Annotated in this window: 14 protein-coding genes and 1 tRNA gene; 12 read left to right on the top strand and 3 right to left on the bottom strand. The window is 63.7% G+C overall.

The window, feature by feature from the left end:
- Window positions 1-11 precede the first annotated feature (11 nt).
- Both D6B98_RS19570 and D6B98_RS19565 read left to right on the top strand, forming a co-directional pair.
- Window positions 12-224 carry a hypothetical protein gene (locus D6B98_RS19570; RefSeq protein WP_126258569.1) on the top strand — a complete coding sequence of 71 codons (213 nt, stop codon included), beginning with the start codon at window positions 12-14 and terminating at the stop codon, window positions 222-224.
- A gap of 438 nt (window positions 225-662) precedes the next feature.
- The gene (locus D6B98_RS19565) at window positions 663-2,816 is read left to right on the top strand and encodes a DNA/RNA non-specific endonuclease (RefSeq protein WP_164718719.1); all 2,154 of its coding nucleotides are present in this window, start codon (window positions 663-665) and stop codon (window positions 2,814-2,816) included.
- A 105-nt stretch (window positions 2,817-2,921) separates the two neighbouring features.
- Here the strand turns inward: D6B98_RS19565 and D6B98_RS19560 are convergent, their stop codons facing one another.
- Both D6B98_RS19560 and D6B98_RS19555 read right to left on the bottom strand, forming a co-directional pair.
- Entirely contained in the window at window positions 2,922-3,857 is a 936-nt protein-coding gene (locus D6B98_RS19560) for a cyclase family protein (RefSeq protein WP_126258567.1), read from the bottom strand.
- 195 nt (window positions 3,858-4,052) lie between these two features.
- Complete coding sequence (locus D6B98_RS19555) at window positions 4,053-4,943, bottom strand: LysR family transcriptional regulator (RefSeq protein ID WP_126258566.1); 891 nt, start codon at window positions 4,941-4,943, stop codon at window positions 4,053-4,055.
- 97 nt (window positions 4,944-5,040) lie between these two features.
- Between D6B98_RS19555 and D6B98_RS19550 the strand changes: the two genes are divergently transcribed.
- The 9 genes from D6B98_RS19550 to D6B98_RS19500 all read left to right on the top strand — a co-directional run bounded on the left by D6B98_RS19550 (window position 5,041) and on the right by D6B98_RS19500 (window position 13,295).
- Complete coding sequence (locus D6B98_RS19550) at window positions 5,041-6,051, top strand: NAD(P)H-dependent flavin oxidoreductase (protein WP_126258565.1); 1,011 nt, start codon at window positions 5,041-5,043, stop codon at window positions 6,049-6,051.
- Between the two features lie 26 nt (window positions 6,052-6,077).
- On the top strand, window positions 6,078-7,154 hold the full coding sequence (locus D6B98_RS19545) for an NAD(P)H-dependent flavin oxidoreductase (protein WP_126258564.1): 1,077 nt from the start codon (window positions 6,078-6,080) through the stop codon (window positions 7,152-7,154).
- A 139-nt stretch (window positions 7,155-7,293) separates the two neighbouring features.
- The gene (gene gatC, locus D6B98_RS19540; protein WP_126258563.1) at window positions 7,294-7,581 is read left to right on the top strand and encodes an Asp-tRNA(Asn)/Glu-tRNA(Gln) amidotransferase subunit GatC; all 288 of its coding nucleotides are present in this window, start codon (window positions 7,294-7,296) and stop codon (window positions 7,579-7,581) included.
- Window positions 7,582-7,659: 78 nt separating this feature from the next.
- The gene (locus D6B98_RS19535) at window positions 7,660-7,884 is read left to right on the top strand and encodes a hypothetical protein (RefSeq protein ID WP_126258562.1); all 225 of its coding nucleotides are present in this window, start codon (window positions 7,660-7,662) and stop codon (window positions 7,882-7,884) included.
- The gene (gene gatA, locus D6B98_RS19530) at window positions 7,881-9,356 is read left to right on the top strand and encodes an Asp-tRNA(Asn)/Glu-tRNA(Gln) amidotransferase subunit GatA (protein ID WP_126258561.1); all 1,476 of its coding nucleotides are present in this window, start codon (window positions 7,881-7,883) and stop codon (window positions 9,354-9,356) included. The genes D6B98_RS19535 and gatA overlap by 4 nt, the downstream gene beginning before the upstream one ends.
- A complete protein-coding gene (locus tag D6B98_RS19525; protein WP_126258560.1) occupies window positions 9,347-9,652 on the top strand; it encodes a hypothetical protein in 306 nt (101 codons plus the stop codon). Before gatA ends, D6B98_RS19525 begins: the two co-directional genes overlap by 10 nt.
- The gene (gene gatB, locus D6B98_RS19520) at window positions 9,649-11,133 is read left to right on the top strand and encodes an Asp-tRNA(Asn)/Glu-tRNA(Gln) amidotransferase subunit GatB (protein WP_126258559.1); all 1,485 of its coding nucleotides are present in this window, start codon (window positions 9,649-9,651) and stop codon (window positions 11,131-11,133) included. The genes D6B98_RS19525 and gatB overlap by 4 nt, the downstream gene beginning before the upstream one ends.
- A 1,592-nt stretch (window positions 11,134-12,725) precedes the next feature.
- Window positions 12,726-12,992 carry a hypothetical protein gene (locus tag D6B98_RS19505; RefSeq protein WP_126258558.1) on the top strand — a complete coding sequence of 89 codons (267 nt, stop codon included), beginning with the start codon at window positions 12,726-12,728 and terminating at the stop codon, window positions 12,990-12,992.
- A gap of 69 nt (window positions 12,993-13,061) precedes the next feature.
- Window positions 13,062-13,295 carry a hypothetical protein gene (locus tag D6B98_RS19500; protein ID WP_126258557.1) on the top strand — a complete coding sequence of 78 codons (234 nt, stop codon included), beginning with the start codon at window positions 13,062-13,064 and terminating at the stop codon, window positions 13,293-13,295.
- Between the two features lie 138 nt (window positions 13,296-13,433).
- On the opposite strand, the gene D6B98_RS19495 is transcribed toward D6B98_RS19500, so the two are convergent.
- Window positions 13,434-13,526, bottom strand: a tRNA-Ser gene (locus D6B98_RS19495).
- 649 nt (window positions 13,527-14,175) lie between these two features.
- Between D6B98_RS19495 and D6B98_RS19485 the strand changes: the two genes are divergently transcribed.
- Window positions 14,176-15,678, top strand: coding sequence for a porin (locus tag D6B98_RS19485; RefSeq protein WP_126258555.1), 1,503 nt, complete (start codon window positions 14,176-14,178; stop codon window positions 15,676-15,678).
- Window positions 15,679-15,698 lie beyond the last annotated feature (20 nt).

The following is a 15,698-nucleotide window of genomic DNA, read 5'->3' as shown; positions in this document are numbered from 1 at the left end:
AACCCGGAACAATGGATGCGCTGACATTATTCGGCCTGTTCGCCGTCACGGCGATGCTGCTCACTTACGCCCTGGAGGATCGCAGCCATTGGTACGTGCTGCTGTTCGCAGCGTCCTGCGCGCTCGGCTCGGCCTACGGCTTTCTCCAGGGCGCCTGGCCGTTCGGCCTGGTCGAAGCGATCTGGGCTGTCGTGGCGCTGCGGCGGTGGCAGCTCAGGCCCTAAAGCATGATCCGGAAAAGTGCGCAGCGGTTTTCCGAAAAGATCATGCTTAAACAGTAACCTAAAGCGCGATGACGATTCATCCTTATCGCATCGCGCTTTAGGCCGTCCCGCGGCAAGAAAGCGCGCAAGGCACAAGCGCATCGTTGATTTGTGGGAAATCTCACACTGATGATGTGCAGACCATGGCATGATGCCGTGTGGTTGCGTGCCAATAGATATGCAGGTTTAAAGTAGTGTGGGGGTGCATCCCCCGATTTTCAAGAACGATCGGCAGCGGCCGGCATTCCGGCCCGCGCTGCTACCTTGGCGCAAATTTTCTGGCGCTCCGACCACGTCCAATATTCGCCCAATCATTGAGAGGTCACGATGCTCATCAAGCCAAGCCTGATCGCGGGCTCAGAAAGGCGATTCAAGCAAGCCGAGTTCTCACCCGAAGCCTTGAACCGGAAATTGGGCGACGGTCCGATCGAGATGTCCGTCGAAAAGATGCGTGTGCGCCAGCGCCAGCTGCTGGCCGAGACGCAGGACATGGAGAAGGCCGAGATCGGCCTGGAGCGGATCATCCAGGGCAATGATCTCGACAGCATCAACTATCTCGCCAAGGGGACCGCCGCCTCGCGCTCGGTCTGCCGCATCCAGCTCAGGGACCTCAAGTCGAACCTGCTCGGCTATGGCTCGGGCTTTCTGATCGGGCCGGGCCTGCTGCTGACCAACCATCACGTCTTCGGCAAGCCGGCCGACGCGGCCAATTCGATCGGCGATTTCAACTACGAGCTCGACGTCTCGGGACAGGAGCGCGTGCCGGTGCGGTTCGGCTTCGAGCCGGGCAAATTCTTCTACACCAACGACAGGCTGGATTTCTCGGCGGTCGCGGTAGCGCCGACCTCGCTGTCAGGCGGGGAGGAGCTGGAAGACTTCGGATGGCTGCCGCTCAGCGCCGCGCCCGGCAAGGCGGACCCCGGCGAGTACCTGACCATCATCCAGCATCCCAGCGGGCAGATGAAGCAGGTCTGCGTCCGCGAGAACAAGCTGCTCAAATATGTCGGCGACTTCCTCTGGTACAACACCGACACGACGGCGGGCTCGTCGGGCTCGCCGGCGTTCAACCGGTTCTGGCAGGTGGTCGCGCTGCACCACAGCGGCATTCCCCGCAAGGATGCGCAGGGCCGCACCCTGACCAAGGACGGCAAGGTGTGGAAGCCGTCGATGGATGAATCCCTGATCGACTGGATCGCCAATGAAGGCATCCGTATCAGCGCGATCGTCGCCGATCTCAAGGTTGCCGTCGGCTCCCATCCCCTGATCAAGCCGGTCCTGGACGAGGAGGAGCCGCCGATCCGGCAAGAGATCGCGAAAGTCCGGGCGCCGGCTGCCGCGCCTGCTTTCGGCGCCAATGTCTGGGTCGAGCAGTCCCTCGACGGGACCTCGCTGGTGGTCCCGATCCGCGTGCCGTTGCCGATGTTCAAAAAGGAAATCCCATTCGCGCCGCTCGCACCCGTGCCGGGACCTGCGGGAGGCAACGGAGGGGCGCCGAACGGCGGCACAGCAAATGGCGGCGCGCCCTTGATCACCCGACCGGCCGGCCTGCTGCCGCACATCAGCGCGAACAACGGGCTGCCGATGGAGGCCGTGCATATCGATCAGAGCACGCTGAAATCGCGTCCCGGATACAAGGCGAATTTCCTCGGCACCGGCAAATTCTCGGTGCCCCTGCCGAAGATTCCGGCCTCCCTCAAATCGAGGGTCGCGATGCTCAAGGGAAGCTCCCGGCAATCCGAGCTGAAATATTTCAACTACAGCGTCGTCATGAACAAGGAACGCCGGCTCGCCTTCTTCAGCTGTGTCAATATCGACGGCGGCAAGCAGCAGGACGTCGGCAAGCGCGAGGGCGATTCCTGGCTGCGCGATCCGCGCATCGACGACGAGGCCCAGATCGGCGACGAGTACTACCGCAAGCAGGCCACGTTCGAGGCGGATCGCAGCAAGAATCCGTTCGACCGCGGTCATCTCGTGCGCCGGCTGGACGCGACCTGGGGCGACACCGTCGCCGCGGCCAAGCAGCATGGTGACGATTCCTTTCACTTCACCAATTGCTCGCCGCAGTTCTTCTCCTTCAACCAGGGCAAGCAGCTCTGGGCGGGACTGGAGGATTATACGCGCGATGTCCTGCTCGAAGGCGAGGAGAAGGGCATCGTCATGAACGGTCCGGTGTTCGACGGGCCGGACGCCGACGGGTCCGATCTGCCCAATCCGGCGGGCCGGCCGCACAAGGATCCGAGCTTCGGCGGCGTCCAGATCCCGAAATATTTCTGGAAGATCCTGATCCGGCGCAACGAGGACGACGACGCGCTCAAGGCGGCGGCCTTCCTGATGAGCCAGCGAAAGCTGGTCATGGAGATCGACCGCATCCAGGGGGTGGATCTACGCGAGCGGATGTCGGAGGAGGACGTCAGCGTGTTTCAGGTCTCGATCGCGGACCTCGCGAAACTGACCAAGCTCGATTTCGGCAATCTCACGGATGCGGATTCGCACGAGGCGACCTCGGTCGGCCCGCGGCGGATCGAATCCTATGAGGATATCCGGCTCAAATAGGAGCTTTCTCGTACGGTGCGAAACCGGCGCGCGATCGGGTGAGGGCAGTGGTGCAAAAGACACCGCATGACCCTCACCCCACGGTCTTCCGGACCCGCCTCGGCGTCAGCGGATCGCGATCGGGTTGATCATGGCCTGCACGCCGCCGGTCAAGCGCGGCTGTCCCAGCACGAACAGGAATTCATAACCCTTGTCGCGGGCGAGCGCGGCCGTGTCCATGTTCTCGAGGATGTAGGTCCCGTTCATCGCGAGCAGGATCTGGTGCACCTCGAACACGGTCTTGGATTCGAAAGGCAGCACCTCGAGTCCCCAAGTGTCGGCGCCAACCGCGACGACGCCCTTGCCGGTGAGATATTTTGCGCCTTCGACGCCGAGGCCGGGCTCGCCGGCCGAGTAGCGCTTGTCGTCCTTGCCGATCAGGCTGAGCCAACCGGTGTGGAAGATGACGACGTCGCCCTGGCGGATCTCGACGTTCTGCTGCTTGGCGGCTTCCTCGATCTCCTTGACGTTGAAGGCCGTGCCTTCCTTCACCACGTCGGTCTTGAAATAGGCGGCCATGTCGAGCAGCACGCCGCGGGTGACCATCGGCGGCACCTTCTCGATGCCGAGCTTCTTCAGACCGTTGGGATCGGCGAAGTCGGCAAGCTTGTTGCCGTTGTAATAGACATGCTCGATGCCGAGATGGCCGAGGCCGTCGAGCTGGCTGCCGATGCCGACCCAGGTGTCGAGGATGTCATCGTTATAGGTGGCCTTGTTCGGACCAAGCCCCGCGCTGCCGGCCTGTCCCGGCTGCACCACCGTAATCTTGTAGGTGCGCGGCGGATAGGCAGGCGTTTGCGGCGTGACGGGAATGCCGAGGGCGTAGGTCTTGCCGGTCTTCACCAGCGATGCCGCCTTCACCACGAGCTCAGGCGTCATGTAGTTGGCGGCGCCGATCTCGTCGTTCGGCCCCCATTTCGACTTGGTCCAGTCCTGTGCGCTTGCAGTTCCTGATATCGCCGACAACGCAGCGACACAGCACAACACGAGCGTATTGCGCATCGATAGTCCTCCCGATGTTCTTGCCGATGTTTGGCTTCGTTATGGTTTCGCGCCGGCCAGTCACGCATCCTAACGTAGAACCGTCGCGCGCTTCAAAGCTTTTCGAGCCATCGGCGACAACGACCGACCCTCGCGAACCGATTCAAGCGTGATGAATTTGTGACGAATTTCATCGCGCGGAACGCGGCGCCTGCGTCAGGCCGCGATGACGTCCTCGCCGTTGGTCAGGCAGCCCGCGAAACTCTGAAGCGCGCTGGTCTGATGTCCGGCGCGACGCTGGATGAAGAGTGTCTCGACGCGCGCATGCGACGGGCTCAAGGCGTGGATCGAGACGGTACCATTCATGGCGCTGCGCTCGACGACAGCACGCGGCAGCAACGTCACGCCCATGTCGGCGGCGACGCAGCCGATCATGCCGTCGAGCGTGCCGAGCTCGAAGCGGGCCGCCGAAGGCCAGCCGAAGTCGACGAAGATCTGCTCGAGCCGTTGGCGGTAGGTGCAGCCGGTGCGGAACACCAGCGCGGTCGGGCCGGATTCCGCAGTGCCGGCGCGCAGCTCGGCAAGCGAAGCCCAGCGCCGCGCGCTGACCAGCACCAGCTCCTCGCGGAACGCGCTCGTCGCGGTGAGATCGGCATGCGCAATGGGACCGGCGACAAAGGCGCCGTCGAGCGTGCCTTCGAGCACGGCTGCGACGAGGTCGGCTGTGGTTGCGGTGCGCAAGGAAAGCCGCACGGCGGGAAAGCGGCGGTGGAAATCGGCGAGCAGCGGCGGCAACCGCACCGCTGCCGTCGTTTCCATCGAGCCGATCGCAAGCGGTCCCTTGGGTTCGCCATCGTCGCGCGCTGCGAGCACGGCCTCGCGCGACAGCGCGGCCATCCGTTGCGCGTAAGGCAAGAGGCGCTTGCCGGCGCCGGTCAGCGTCATGCCGCGGCTGTGGCGTTCGAACAGCGGCGTGCCGATCTCCGCCTCCAGCGCCTTCACGCGCTGGGTGACGTTCGACTGCACCGTATTCAGCTCCTCCGCGGCACGGGTGATGCCGCCGGTGCGGGCCACACTGGCAAAGGTCTGGAGATCGCTGAGTTCCATGGCGTCGTTTCGCTTTCGAGATGGCAGCGTTCGCAACAATTCATTTCTGAAGAATGCTAGTCGTGCCTAGTCTCGCTGTCCAGATCGGGGAGAAGCCATGCCGATGACGACGTCGCTGACCACGCTGCTGGAGATCGCACATCCGATCTTGCTGGCGCCGATGGATGTCGTCGCCGGCAGCCGCCTGGTCGCGGCTGTGAGCCGCGCCGGCGGGTTCGGCATTCTCGGCGGCGGCTACGGCGAGCGAGCGTGGCTGGAGCAGGAGACTGCGAAGCTCGCCGAACTGCGTGCGCCGTTCGGGATCGGCTTCATCACCTGGAGCCTCGCCAAGCGGCCCGATCTTCTCGACATCGCGCTCGGTGCGAAGCCATCGGCGATCATGCTGTCATTCGGCGATCCCGCGCCGTTCGCGCCCAGGATCAAGTCCGCCGGCGCACGCCTGATCTGCCAGGTGCAGGACGAGACGATGGCGCGACAGGCACTCGATGCCGGTGCCGATGCCCTGATCGCGCAGGGAACGGAGGCGGGCGGGCATGGCGCCTCGCGGACCACCGTCGATCTCGTGCCGGCGATCGTCGATCTTGCCGCGGGCCGCGTGCCGGTGGTCGCGGCCGGCGGCATCGCGGACGGGCGCGGGCTCGCCGCCATGATGATGCTGGGCGCGAGCGGCGTGCTGCTCGGCACGCGCTTCTATGCGAGCCAGGAGGCCGACGGCGCGGAGGAGGCCAAGCGGCGCATCTGCGCGGCAAACAGCGGCTCCACTGTGCGCGGCATCATCTTCGATCTCTCGCGCAACAATGTCTGGCCGGCGCCCTTCACCGGGCGGTGCCTGATCAATGATCACGCCCGGCGCTGGATCGGCCGCGAGGTCGAGCTGATGCAGAATGTCGCCGCAGTTGCCGTGGACTATGCCGCGGCGAAAGCGGCCGGCAATTTCGACATCGCGGCCGTCATCGCCGGCGAGGCGGTCGGCCTGATTCATGATATTCCCCCGGCGGCCGAGATCGTCGAGCGGATCGCGGCCGAGGCGGAACAGTTGCTGGAAGGAAGACGCAATTCGCTGACAGCGGCGCGAGATTCTTCACCCTCCCCCTCCAGGGGAGGGTAAAGGCAACAACGAGCGAGAGAACAACCATGTGGCCTGACCGTCGACTGATCGATCTGTTCAAGACCGAATTCCCGATCGTGCTGGCACCGATGGCCGGTGTGATGGATGCCGAGCTGGTGATTGCGGCCGCGCAGGGCGGCGCGCTGGGCTCGCTGCCTTGCGCGATGATCGCGCCGGAGAAGGCGCGCGAGCAGGTCGGTCTGATCCGCCAGCGCGTCAAGGCGCCGGTCAACATGAACTTCTTCTGCCACACACCGGCCGAACTGACGGGCGAGGCCGAAGCGCGCTGGAAGCAGCGGCTCGCGGGCTATTACGCCGAGCATGGTCTCGATCCCGCGGCGCCGATCGCAGCGGCGAACCGGGCACCTTTCGATGCCGCCTTCTGCGAGGTCGTCGAAGAGCTGAAGCCGGAAGTCGTCAGCTTCCATTTCGGCCTGCCTGAGCAGGCGCTGCTCAAGCGGGTGAAGGCTGCGGGCTGCCTCGTCATCTCGTCGGCAACGACGGTGAAGGAGGCGGTCTGGCTCGAACAGCGCGGCGTCGATGCCGTGATCGCGCAAGGCGCCGAGGCGGGCGGCCATCGCGGCATGTTCCTGACCGACAAGATCGCCGAGCAGCCCGGCACCTTCGCATTGGTGCCGCAGGTCGCCGATGCCGTGAAGGTGCCTGTCATCGCGGCCGGCGGCATCGCTGACGGTCGCGGCATCGCCGCGGCCTTTGCGCTCGGCGCCTCCGGCGTGCAGATCGGCACCGCTTATCTGCGCTGTCCGGAATCGAAGGTCAGCGCGGGCGGCCGTAAGGCGCTCGCCGAGGCGGGAGATGAATCCACCGTCATCACCAATGTGATGACCGGCCGGCCGGCGCGCGGGGTCCAGAACCGCCTGATGCGCGAGACTGGCCCGGTGTCGCCGGATGCGCCGCCCTTTCCCCATGCGGCGACCGCGCTGGGACCGCTCAAGGCGGCTGCTGAAAAGCAGGGCAGGGTGGATTTCACCAATCTCTGGGCCGGGCAGGCCATTGCGCTCGGCCGCGAGGTCGGCGCCACCGAGTTGACCCGGGATCTCGCCAAATCGGCCTTGGCTCGGCTGAAAGCGCTGGCCGGATAAGCCTCTAGGTTCTTGTTTGCGCATGATCTTTTCGGAAAACCGCTTCACACTTTTCCGGATCATGCGCTAGCGCCGGTTGCGGCGCAAAAGCGGCCTCTGCTATACGGCACATGGGTTTTGCCGTGAGAGGCCTTATATAATGTCCGTCGACGCCGCTACCGTCCGCCGCATCGCGCATCTGGCGCGCATTGCGGTTTCCGAGGACGAGGTTCCGCATCTTCAGGGCGAGCTCAACGCCATGCTCGCCTTCGTCGAGCAGCTCTCGGAGGTCAATGTCGAGGGCGTGGAGCCGATGACCTCGGTTACCCCGATGCAGATGAGGAAGCGGCAGGACGTGGTCGATGACGGCGGCATCGCCGACGATATTGTCGCCAACGCGCCCGCGACCGAAGGCCACTTCTTCCTGGTGCCGAAGGTCGTCGAGTAGCATGGCGCTATCGAGCGAAGTGGAAGCCGGTTCGCGTGAAGATAACGCGTCAAACAAAGAGTCTTAGGACGTGGTCCGATGTGTCTGCTTTGCGACGATGAGAAGGCCTATCAGGCCTACATGAACTACCTCGACAAGATGGAGCGGCAGGGCAAGGCCGCCGATCCCAATGTCGCCGTCAATGCCGTGCTCGACGAGATCGAGGCCGCCGCGAATGCCGCTGCCAAGAAAAACGTCATGCAAGACGACCCGGCCAACGACAAGACCCTGTCTCCGTTCTTCTGCAGCCCGATCAATAAATGACCGATTTGACATCGCTGACGCTCGCCGAGGCCCGCAAGGGTCTCGCCGACAAGACTTTCACGTCCCTCGAACTGACCGACGCGCACCTTGGCGCGATCGAGGCCGCGCGCGTGCTCAACGCCTTCGTGATGGAGACGCCGGACCAGGCGCGCAGCATGGCCAAGGCCGCGGACGAGAAGATCGCCAAGGGCGATGCGGGCCCGCTCGCCGGCATCCCGCTCGGCATCAAGGATCTGTTCGCCACCAAGGGCGTGCGCACCACGGCGTGCTCGAAGATCCTTGGCAATTTCGTGCCGACATATGAGTCCACCGTCACCTCGCAGCTCTGGCGGGACGGCGCGGTGATGCTCGGCAAGCTCAACAATGACGAGTTCGCGATGGGCTCGGCCAACGAGACCTCGTGCTTCGGTCCGGTCGGCAATCCCTGGCGGCGCGAGGGCAGCAACACGACGCTGGTGCCGGGCGGCTCGTCCGGCGGCTCGGCCTCGGCCGTGGCGGCGCTGCTGTGCATGGGCGCGACCGCGACCGACACCGGCGGCTCGATCCGCCAGCCGGCGGCGTTCACCGCGACGGTCGGCATCAAGCCGACCTATGGCCGCTGCTCGCGCTGGGGCATCGTCGCCTTTGCCTCCTCGCTCGACCAGGCCGGCCCGATCGCGCGCAGCGTGCGCGATGCCGCGATGCTGCTGCGCTCCATGGCCGGACACGATCCGAAGGACACCACCTCGGTCGATATCGCGGTGCCGGATTACGAGGCTGCGATCGGCAAGTCCGTGAAGGGCATGAGGATCGGCATCCCCAAGGAATATCGTCTCGACGGCATGCCGGCCGAGATCGAGAAACTTTGGGAAGCGGGTGCGGCCTGGCTGAAGGCGGCGGGCGCCGAGCTGGTCGAGGTGTCGCTGCCGCACACCAGGTACGCGCTGCCGGCCTATTACATCGTGGCGCCGGCGGAGGCGTCCTCCAACCTCGCGCGCTATGACGGCGTCCGCTACGGCCTGCGCGAGCAGGGCAAGAACGTCATCGAGCTCTACGAGAACACCCGCGCGGAAGGGTTTGGCGCGGAAGTGCGGCGCCGCGTCATGATCGGCACCTACGTGCTCTCGGCCGGCTATTACGATGCCTATTATCTGCGCGCTCAGAAGGTGCGCACGCTGATCAAGAAGGATTTCGAGGATTGCTTCGCGAGGGGCGTCGACGCGATCCTCACCCCCGCGACGCCCTCGGCCGCCTTCGGCATCGGCGAGAAGGGCGGCGCCGATCCGGTCGAGATGTATCTCAACGACATCTTCACGGTGACCGTGAACATGGCGGGCCTGCCCGGCATCGCCGTGCCCGCGGGCAAGGACGGCCAAGGCCTGCCGCTGGGCCTGCAGCTGATCGGCCGTCCCTTCGACGAGGAGACGCTGTTCTCGCTCGGCGAGGTGATCGAGCGGGCCGCCGGCCGCTTCACGCCGACGAGGTGGTGGTGAATGTCGCCGCCTTCATCGCGAGCCTCGACGGCGCGGAGCCTGCGCCGGATCTGAACGCGCCGCTCAGAGGTCTCTGGTGGGCCGCCAAGGGCGATTGGGACCGCGCGCACAAGATCGTTCAGGACGACAGCGGCCGCGAGGCCGCCTGGGTGCACGCATATTTGCACCGCGTCGAAGGCGATCTCGGCAATGCCGGCTATTGGTACCGCCAGGCCGGCCGGCCAGCGGCAAAGGATTCATTGGAAGCGGAGTGGGAGCGGATGGTTTCCGCGCTGCTCGGGGATGGAAAAGCATGAGCGCGTCAGTCAGACAGGGAAAACTGATCAAGGGCCAGACCGGCGACTGGGAAGTCGTGATCGGCATGGAGGTCCATGCCCAGGTCACCTCGCAGTCGAAACTGTTCTCGGGGGCCTCGACCGAATTCGGCGGCGAGCCCAACAGCCATGTCTCGCTGGTCGATGCGGCGATGCCGGGCATGCTGCCCGTCATCAACGAGGAGTGCGTCAGGCAGGCTGTCCGAACCGGGCTCGGCCTCAACGCCGCGATCAATTTGCGTTCGGTGTTCGACCGCAAGAACTATTTCTATCCGGACTCGCCGCAGGGCTACCAGATCAGCCAGTACAAGTCGCCGATCGTCGGCGAGGGCGAGGTCGTTGTCGAACTGGACGGCGGCAAGGTGGCCACCATCGGTATCGAGCGGCTGCATCTGGAGCAGGATGCCGGCAAATTGCTGCACGACCAGTCGCCAACCATGTCCTATGTCGACCTCAACCGCTGCGGCGTGGCGTTGATGGAGATCGTCTCCAAGCCTGACATCCGCGACGCCGAGCAGGCCAAGGCCTATGTGACCAAGCTGCGCTCGATCCTGCGCTATCTCGGCACCTGCGACGGCGACATGGAGAAGGGATCCTTGCGCGCCGACGTCAACGTCTCGGTGCGAAAGCCCGGCGGGCCACTCGGCACCCGCTGCGAGATCAAGAACATGAACTCGATCACCTTCATCGGCCAGGCGATCGAGTATGAGGCGCGGCGCCAGATCGAGATCCTGGAGGACGGCGGCCAGATCGATCAGGAGACGCGGCTGTACGATCCCAACAAGGGCGAGACGCGTTCGATGCGCTCCAAGGAGGAGGCGCATGACTATCGTTACTTCCCCGATCCCGACCTGCTGCCGCTGGAGTTCTCGCAAGGCTACGTCGATGAGCTGAAGGCTGAGCTGCCCGAGCTGCCGGACCAGAAGAAGACGCGCTTCGTCGCCGACTTCGGCCTGTCGGCCTATGATGCGAGCGTGCTGGTTGCCGAGCGCGAGAGCGCGGTGTTTTACGAGACCGTGCTGGACAAGCTCGGCAATCGTACGCGCGACGGCAAGATGGCGGCGAACTGGGTGATCAACGAGCTGTTCGGCCGTCTCAACAAGGAAGGCCGGGACATTACGGGCGCTCCGGTGAGCGCCGAGCAGCTGGCTGCGATCGTCGACCTGATCGGCGAGGGCACGATCTCCGGCAAGATCGCCAAGGATCTGTTCGAGATCGTCTGGCAGGAAGGCGGCGATCCCCGCGCGCTGGTCGAAAGCCGCGGCATGAAGCAGGTCACGGACCTTTCGGCGATCGAAAAGGTTGTCGACGACATCATCGCGGCCAATCCCGACAAGGCCGCGCAGGTCAAGGACAAGCCGCAATCGCTCGGCTGGTTCGTCGGCCAGGTGATGAAGGCGTCCGGCGGCAAAGCCAACCCGCAAAGCGTCAACGACCTGCTCAAGTCCAAGCTCGGCGTCTGACGCCGGCGCGTTCGAACGAGGTGACGGACAAGTCTCGTCACCTCGTTTTCGTTCCTCGATGCGACGTTCGCACGCATCCTCGGCGGCAAACTTCATCCCGATCAGCCGCGACGTGACGACCGAATCGCCGTCCCGCGATTCGCGCAAAACGGCGGCTCGCGCACGCTTCGACGAGCGCTGGCGCCGTTAATCATGAAAATATTTTCGTTGCCAAAATTCGCGACTCAGAGTCCGCGAAGCGCCTTTGCGAGGTGATCGCGGGATTGCCGACGTCCGTCATTGCGACGATCGCGCGCGATGCGCGCGTGCAGGAAAATACTTGCTGCATAGTGTTTTTCTGCAATCGCATATGCCGCGAACATCGATGTTGCGAGCACTCGCTGCGGCCGATCGCTCGCGTCGGGCGGTGCGCTTGCGTCGCGCTCGCCAAGCGCACGCGCGTTGCGTCGTCAACACTTCTTTAAGCGAGACGCTGTTTTTTTCTTTGTGTTGGTGTATTCGGGATGAAGTGCATTCGATCCCCGAGTGCACGCAGCGATTAAAGCCATCTCACACATCGGAGGGCAACATGGCCAAGAAAGCGAAGAAGGCGAAGAAGGCGAAGAGCGCAGTGAAGAAGACTGCGAAGAAGACCCGCAAGGTCGCGAAGAAGAAGAAGTAACTTCGCTTCTGAAGTTGCCGGCTCCCAGCCGGCACGTCATCAGCGCCTCCTGGAGGTTCTGATCGACGATAGAGGGTGTCGGCGAGACATCAGGTCAACGGTCGGATCGTTCGCTTTGACGGTCCGGCAGAAGAAACAAGTTTTCTTCGTTCGGTGCGGTTCTCCGAAAAAGGGGCTCCGCAATTTCACAAGCGGCCTTCGGGTCAACGTGAAATCTGGTCCTGACGTGTTCGCCGACGCCCTCGTTCTCCTGAGGCCGGGGTATTGCCGGCATTCCCTTCCCGACATTGCCGATCTGACACGCGAGGCGATCGCGGTGCCATGGCTGCGCGGCCCTGGTGCAGGCGAGGGGCCGCGGATTGATTGCGCGCTGCTTGCGCGCCGCTTCTCCATTCCCGGTGTCATCGCAGGGCTCCGACGGGGCCATCTGGTCGGCCATACCCTCTCTGGAATGCCGGTTGCCGTCCTGCCGCCTTCGCCGAAGCTTCGGCATCCCAGGACCGCAAGGCCGGCGAAGCCCCGGCGCGGCCGGGCCGCGGGTGGCGAGAGCGAGACGGATGCCACACCACGCACGCCACCGCGCGCGATGGTTATCGATGTCCCAAAATCCCGCGGTAAACAGACTCTGACGAATCGCAGAAGTGCCTGCGAATCAGGGACTTCTTGAAATCCCCGCGTGCGCGCCGCGCGGGCGCGTTTACGTCTGCTTCATCGCGATACTTAAACTGCCATTCAAATTTGCCCGCCATCATCGCCTCCAACAAGCCGGCAAACGGCAATGGGCAAGAAGCCTTGGGCAAGAAAGCCTTGGGCAAGAAGCCTTGGGGACGAGTTGAACGATGCACGATCCCGGGAAGGGTCATGCACATCAGAGTTGGACGGGAGCCGCGCTCGGGGGAACGAGGCGGCATAAGAACAAAGGGGATGCGTTATGTTTCAGGGTACTTTCGATCTGGAGACGGCAACGCCGATCGACGCGAGCGCGCTGTCGGACGTGCTGTTCGAGCGCGGCATCTATTGGGCGAGCGGCCGCTCCGGCATCGTCGATCTCGTCGCCGCACATAAATGGTTCAATCTCGCCGCGCTGAAGGGCCGCAAGGACGCCGTGGCGCTACGCCAGGAGGTTGCCGGGCAGATGTCGGATGCCGAGATCTCGGTCGCACAGCGCGAGGCGCGGGCGTGGATTTCCGCCCACTGAATTGAGGATCGCATCCACACCCGGGTTCGCACGGGTGGGCTGGGTTGCGCTGAATCAACTTTCCTCGTCGTGCCGCCACATAAGACCGAGCGGCATGAGCGCCCCGACACCAATGGACGATGGCTGCCGATTCAAATCGCGCCCGACGAGTGCGACCTGGAACTCGGACGTCTGCACAAGACGGGGATTCTGCCCTGGTCGTTCCCCTGCCGGCGCAGGTCCGGCATCTGGTTCAACGTCTGGGCCGACGAGGCCGTGCTGATTTCGCCCTCGCATTGGCGGATCTGGCGGTTCCACCGCTAGGCGCGGACGCACACATATAGAGTCGGTGCGAATCGGGCTGATGAAGCCGCGCCGATCCTCGCGTCAGGGCTTCCGCACGGCTTCACGGTCGCTTTGAGGTGAAAGAACGCTGACCTCGAGTGATTCTGGTCTGAGCGGTGGCGGAGAGGGAGGGATTCGAACCCTCGATACAGCTTGAGACCGTATGACGCTTTAGCAAAGCGTTGCCTTCAGCCACTCGGCCACCTCTCCGGTGCGAGCCTTATGCATCTAATTGCTCCGGCCGGTCAATTTGGAAGCGTGTGTTTTCGCTCGAATATTCCCAGCGATTTTGGAAACGGGCGGTTTGCCGTCGGGCGCCATCCTAAGAAGGCCCTCTATATAGAGTCGTCGCCAGGGCGTGGCCGGATTGCCGCAGCCCTCGCCGGGGGGCGGAGCGGCGCGCCGGGTGTTTGCATCTGCGGCCTTTGAGTCTCGGTCCGATTCTACGATTCGGGCCCCGTCCGACGCCGCATCGCGCGGTGCCCGGCCTCCGCCGTCTCAAGTGAGGAAACTTGGCGGCAAACGGAACCGCTTCAAAAAGAACAATAAAACCAATATGTTGCAGCGGCGCCGCGATCACATCTGCGTGTTATTTGTGCAACACCCGGCGGAAAACCAGCTCCATCGTCCCGTTTCGAAGCGTTCTGTTGTTGTGTGTGCAAGGACGTTCGGTAATTGTGACTGAGCGACGGAGGGGGGCATCCCGAGGTCGTCCCGTTTAGGTCATTCGCTTAAGTCCCTCGCGTTCATGCGGGTGTGTCCGAAGACGCGAAGGAGCCCAAAGCGGTGATTTGGAGGGGGTTGGGGAATTGGCCGTCCGGTCAGTAACCTTCCCTGGAGAGCAACTTGGAGGTTTAACATGAAGTTGGTTAAGAGCCTTTTGCTCGGCTCAGCGGCGGGTCTGATCGCCGTGGGCGGAGCTCAAGCAGCCGATCTGCCCGTGAAGGCCAAGGCGGTCGAATACGTGAGGATCTGCTCGCTGTACGGAGCCGGGTTCTACTACATCCCGGGCACCGACACCTGCATCAAGCTGGGTGGCTACGTGCGCGCTGACATGATCATCGGCGGCGCTGGTGACTATGGTTTCAGGTTTAGCCAGAGCACCGTGAACGGTGGCTCGAACAACCGCCTGACGAACTACTACTACAGCCGCGCTCGTCTGGACTTCAATATCGATACCCGCACGGCGACCGAATACGGCGTTGTTCGTACCTACGCTGACACGGTCTTCAGCTATGATACGGCGAACGTCACTGGCAGCAATCCGGCGGCCTTCTCGACCGGCAACCCGTCGCTCGGCCTCTACCATGCGTTCGTCCAGTTCGCTGGCTTCACCTTCGGCCGCACCGTCTCGATCTTCGATGCGCCGTGGCAGAGCTATCCGGCTGGCGGTCCCGATACCATTCCGGGCGGTTCCAACCACGTGACCGGTATCAACCAGGCCGCTTATACCGCTGACTTCGGCCAGGGCATCACCGCTTCGATCGCGATCGAAGAGCCGACCACTCAGTCCAACGGCCAGGGCAACCTCTGGAACATCAACGCTGCCAATGCTGCGACGTTTGTTCAGGGCGTCTACGGCAACAACGGCTGGGGTGGAACGCGCTCTCCCGACATCGTTGGCGCGGTCCGCGTAGACCAGGCTTGGGGTCTTGCCCAGTTCTCGGTTGCTGCGCATGAGCTGCATGCCGGCTACTACGGCACGACGGAACCCACGGGTCACCCGTCGGACAAGTGGGGCTGGGCTGTGCAGGGCGCCTTGTCGATCAAGAACATCCCGACCGGTGCGGGTGACTCGATCAACTTGCAGGCGGTCTACACCGACGGCATGTCCCGCGAGAACTTCCAGGTCCTGTTCCCGCAGTCCTTCTTCATGTACAGCGGCACGGGCGTGGCTGGTGCCTACCAGAGCGTCGGTTTCGCCGGTATCTCTGACGGCGTGTTCAGCTCTGCCGGCGGTGGCATCGAGACCACGAAGAGCTGGGGCTTCCGCGGTGGCTACACCCACAACTGGAGCCCGAACTGGATCAGCGCTATCTACGGCGGTTATGGTGCTTTGAGCTACAGCACGAATGCGAAGGCGCTGATCTGCGGCAACTTCGCTGCTCTCGGCCCGTCGGCCGGTGCGACCTGTAACCCGGACTTCAACTTCGCGGTTATCGGCATCAACACCGTCTGGAGCCCGGTCAAGAACCTCGCGTTCACGGCCGACCTGAGCTACTCGCGTCTGGATCAGAAGTACTCCGGTACGATCAGCGGTGCGAACACTGCGGTCCTGACCGCCGCGAAGCCGGCTGCAGTGTACGAGCTGAAGGATCAGAGCTCGCTGAACTTGCTGCTCCGCGCTCAGCGCACGTTCTAATCGACCTGTCGATTAAACCA

The organism is Bradyrhizobium sp. LVM 105 (assembly GCF_003957705.1).
Classification (GTDB): domain Bacteria; phylum Pseudomonadota; class Alphaproteobacteria; order Rhizobiales; family Xanthobacteraceae; genus Bradyrhizobium; species Bradyrhizobium frederickii.
This window is presented reverse-complemented; position numbering and strand designations above follow the sequence as displayed.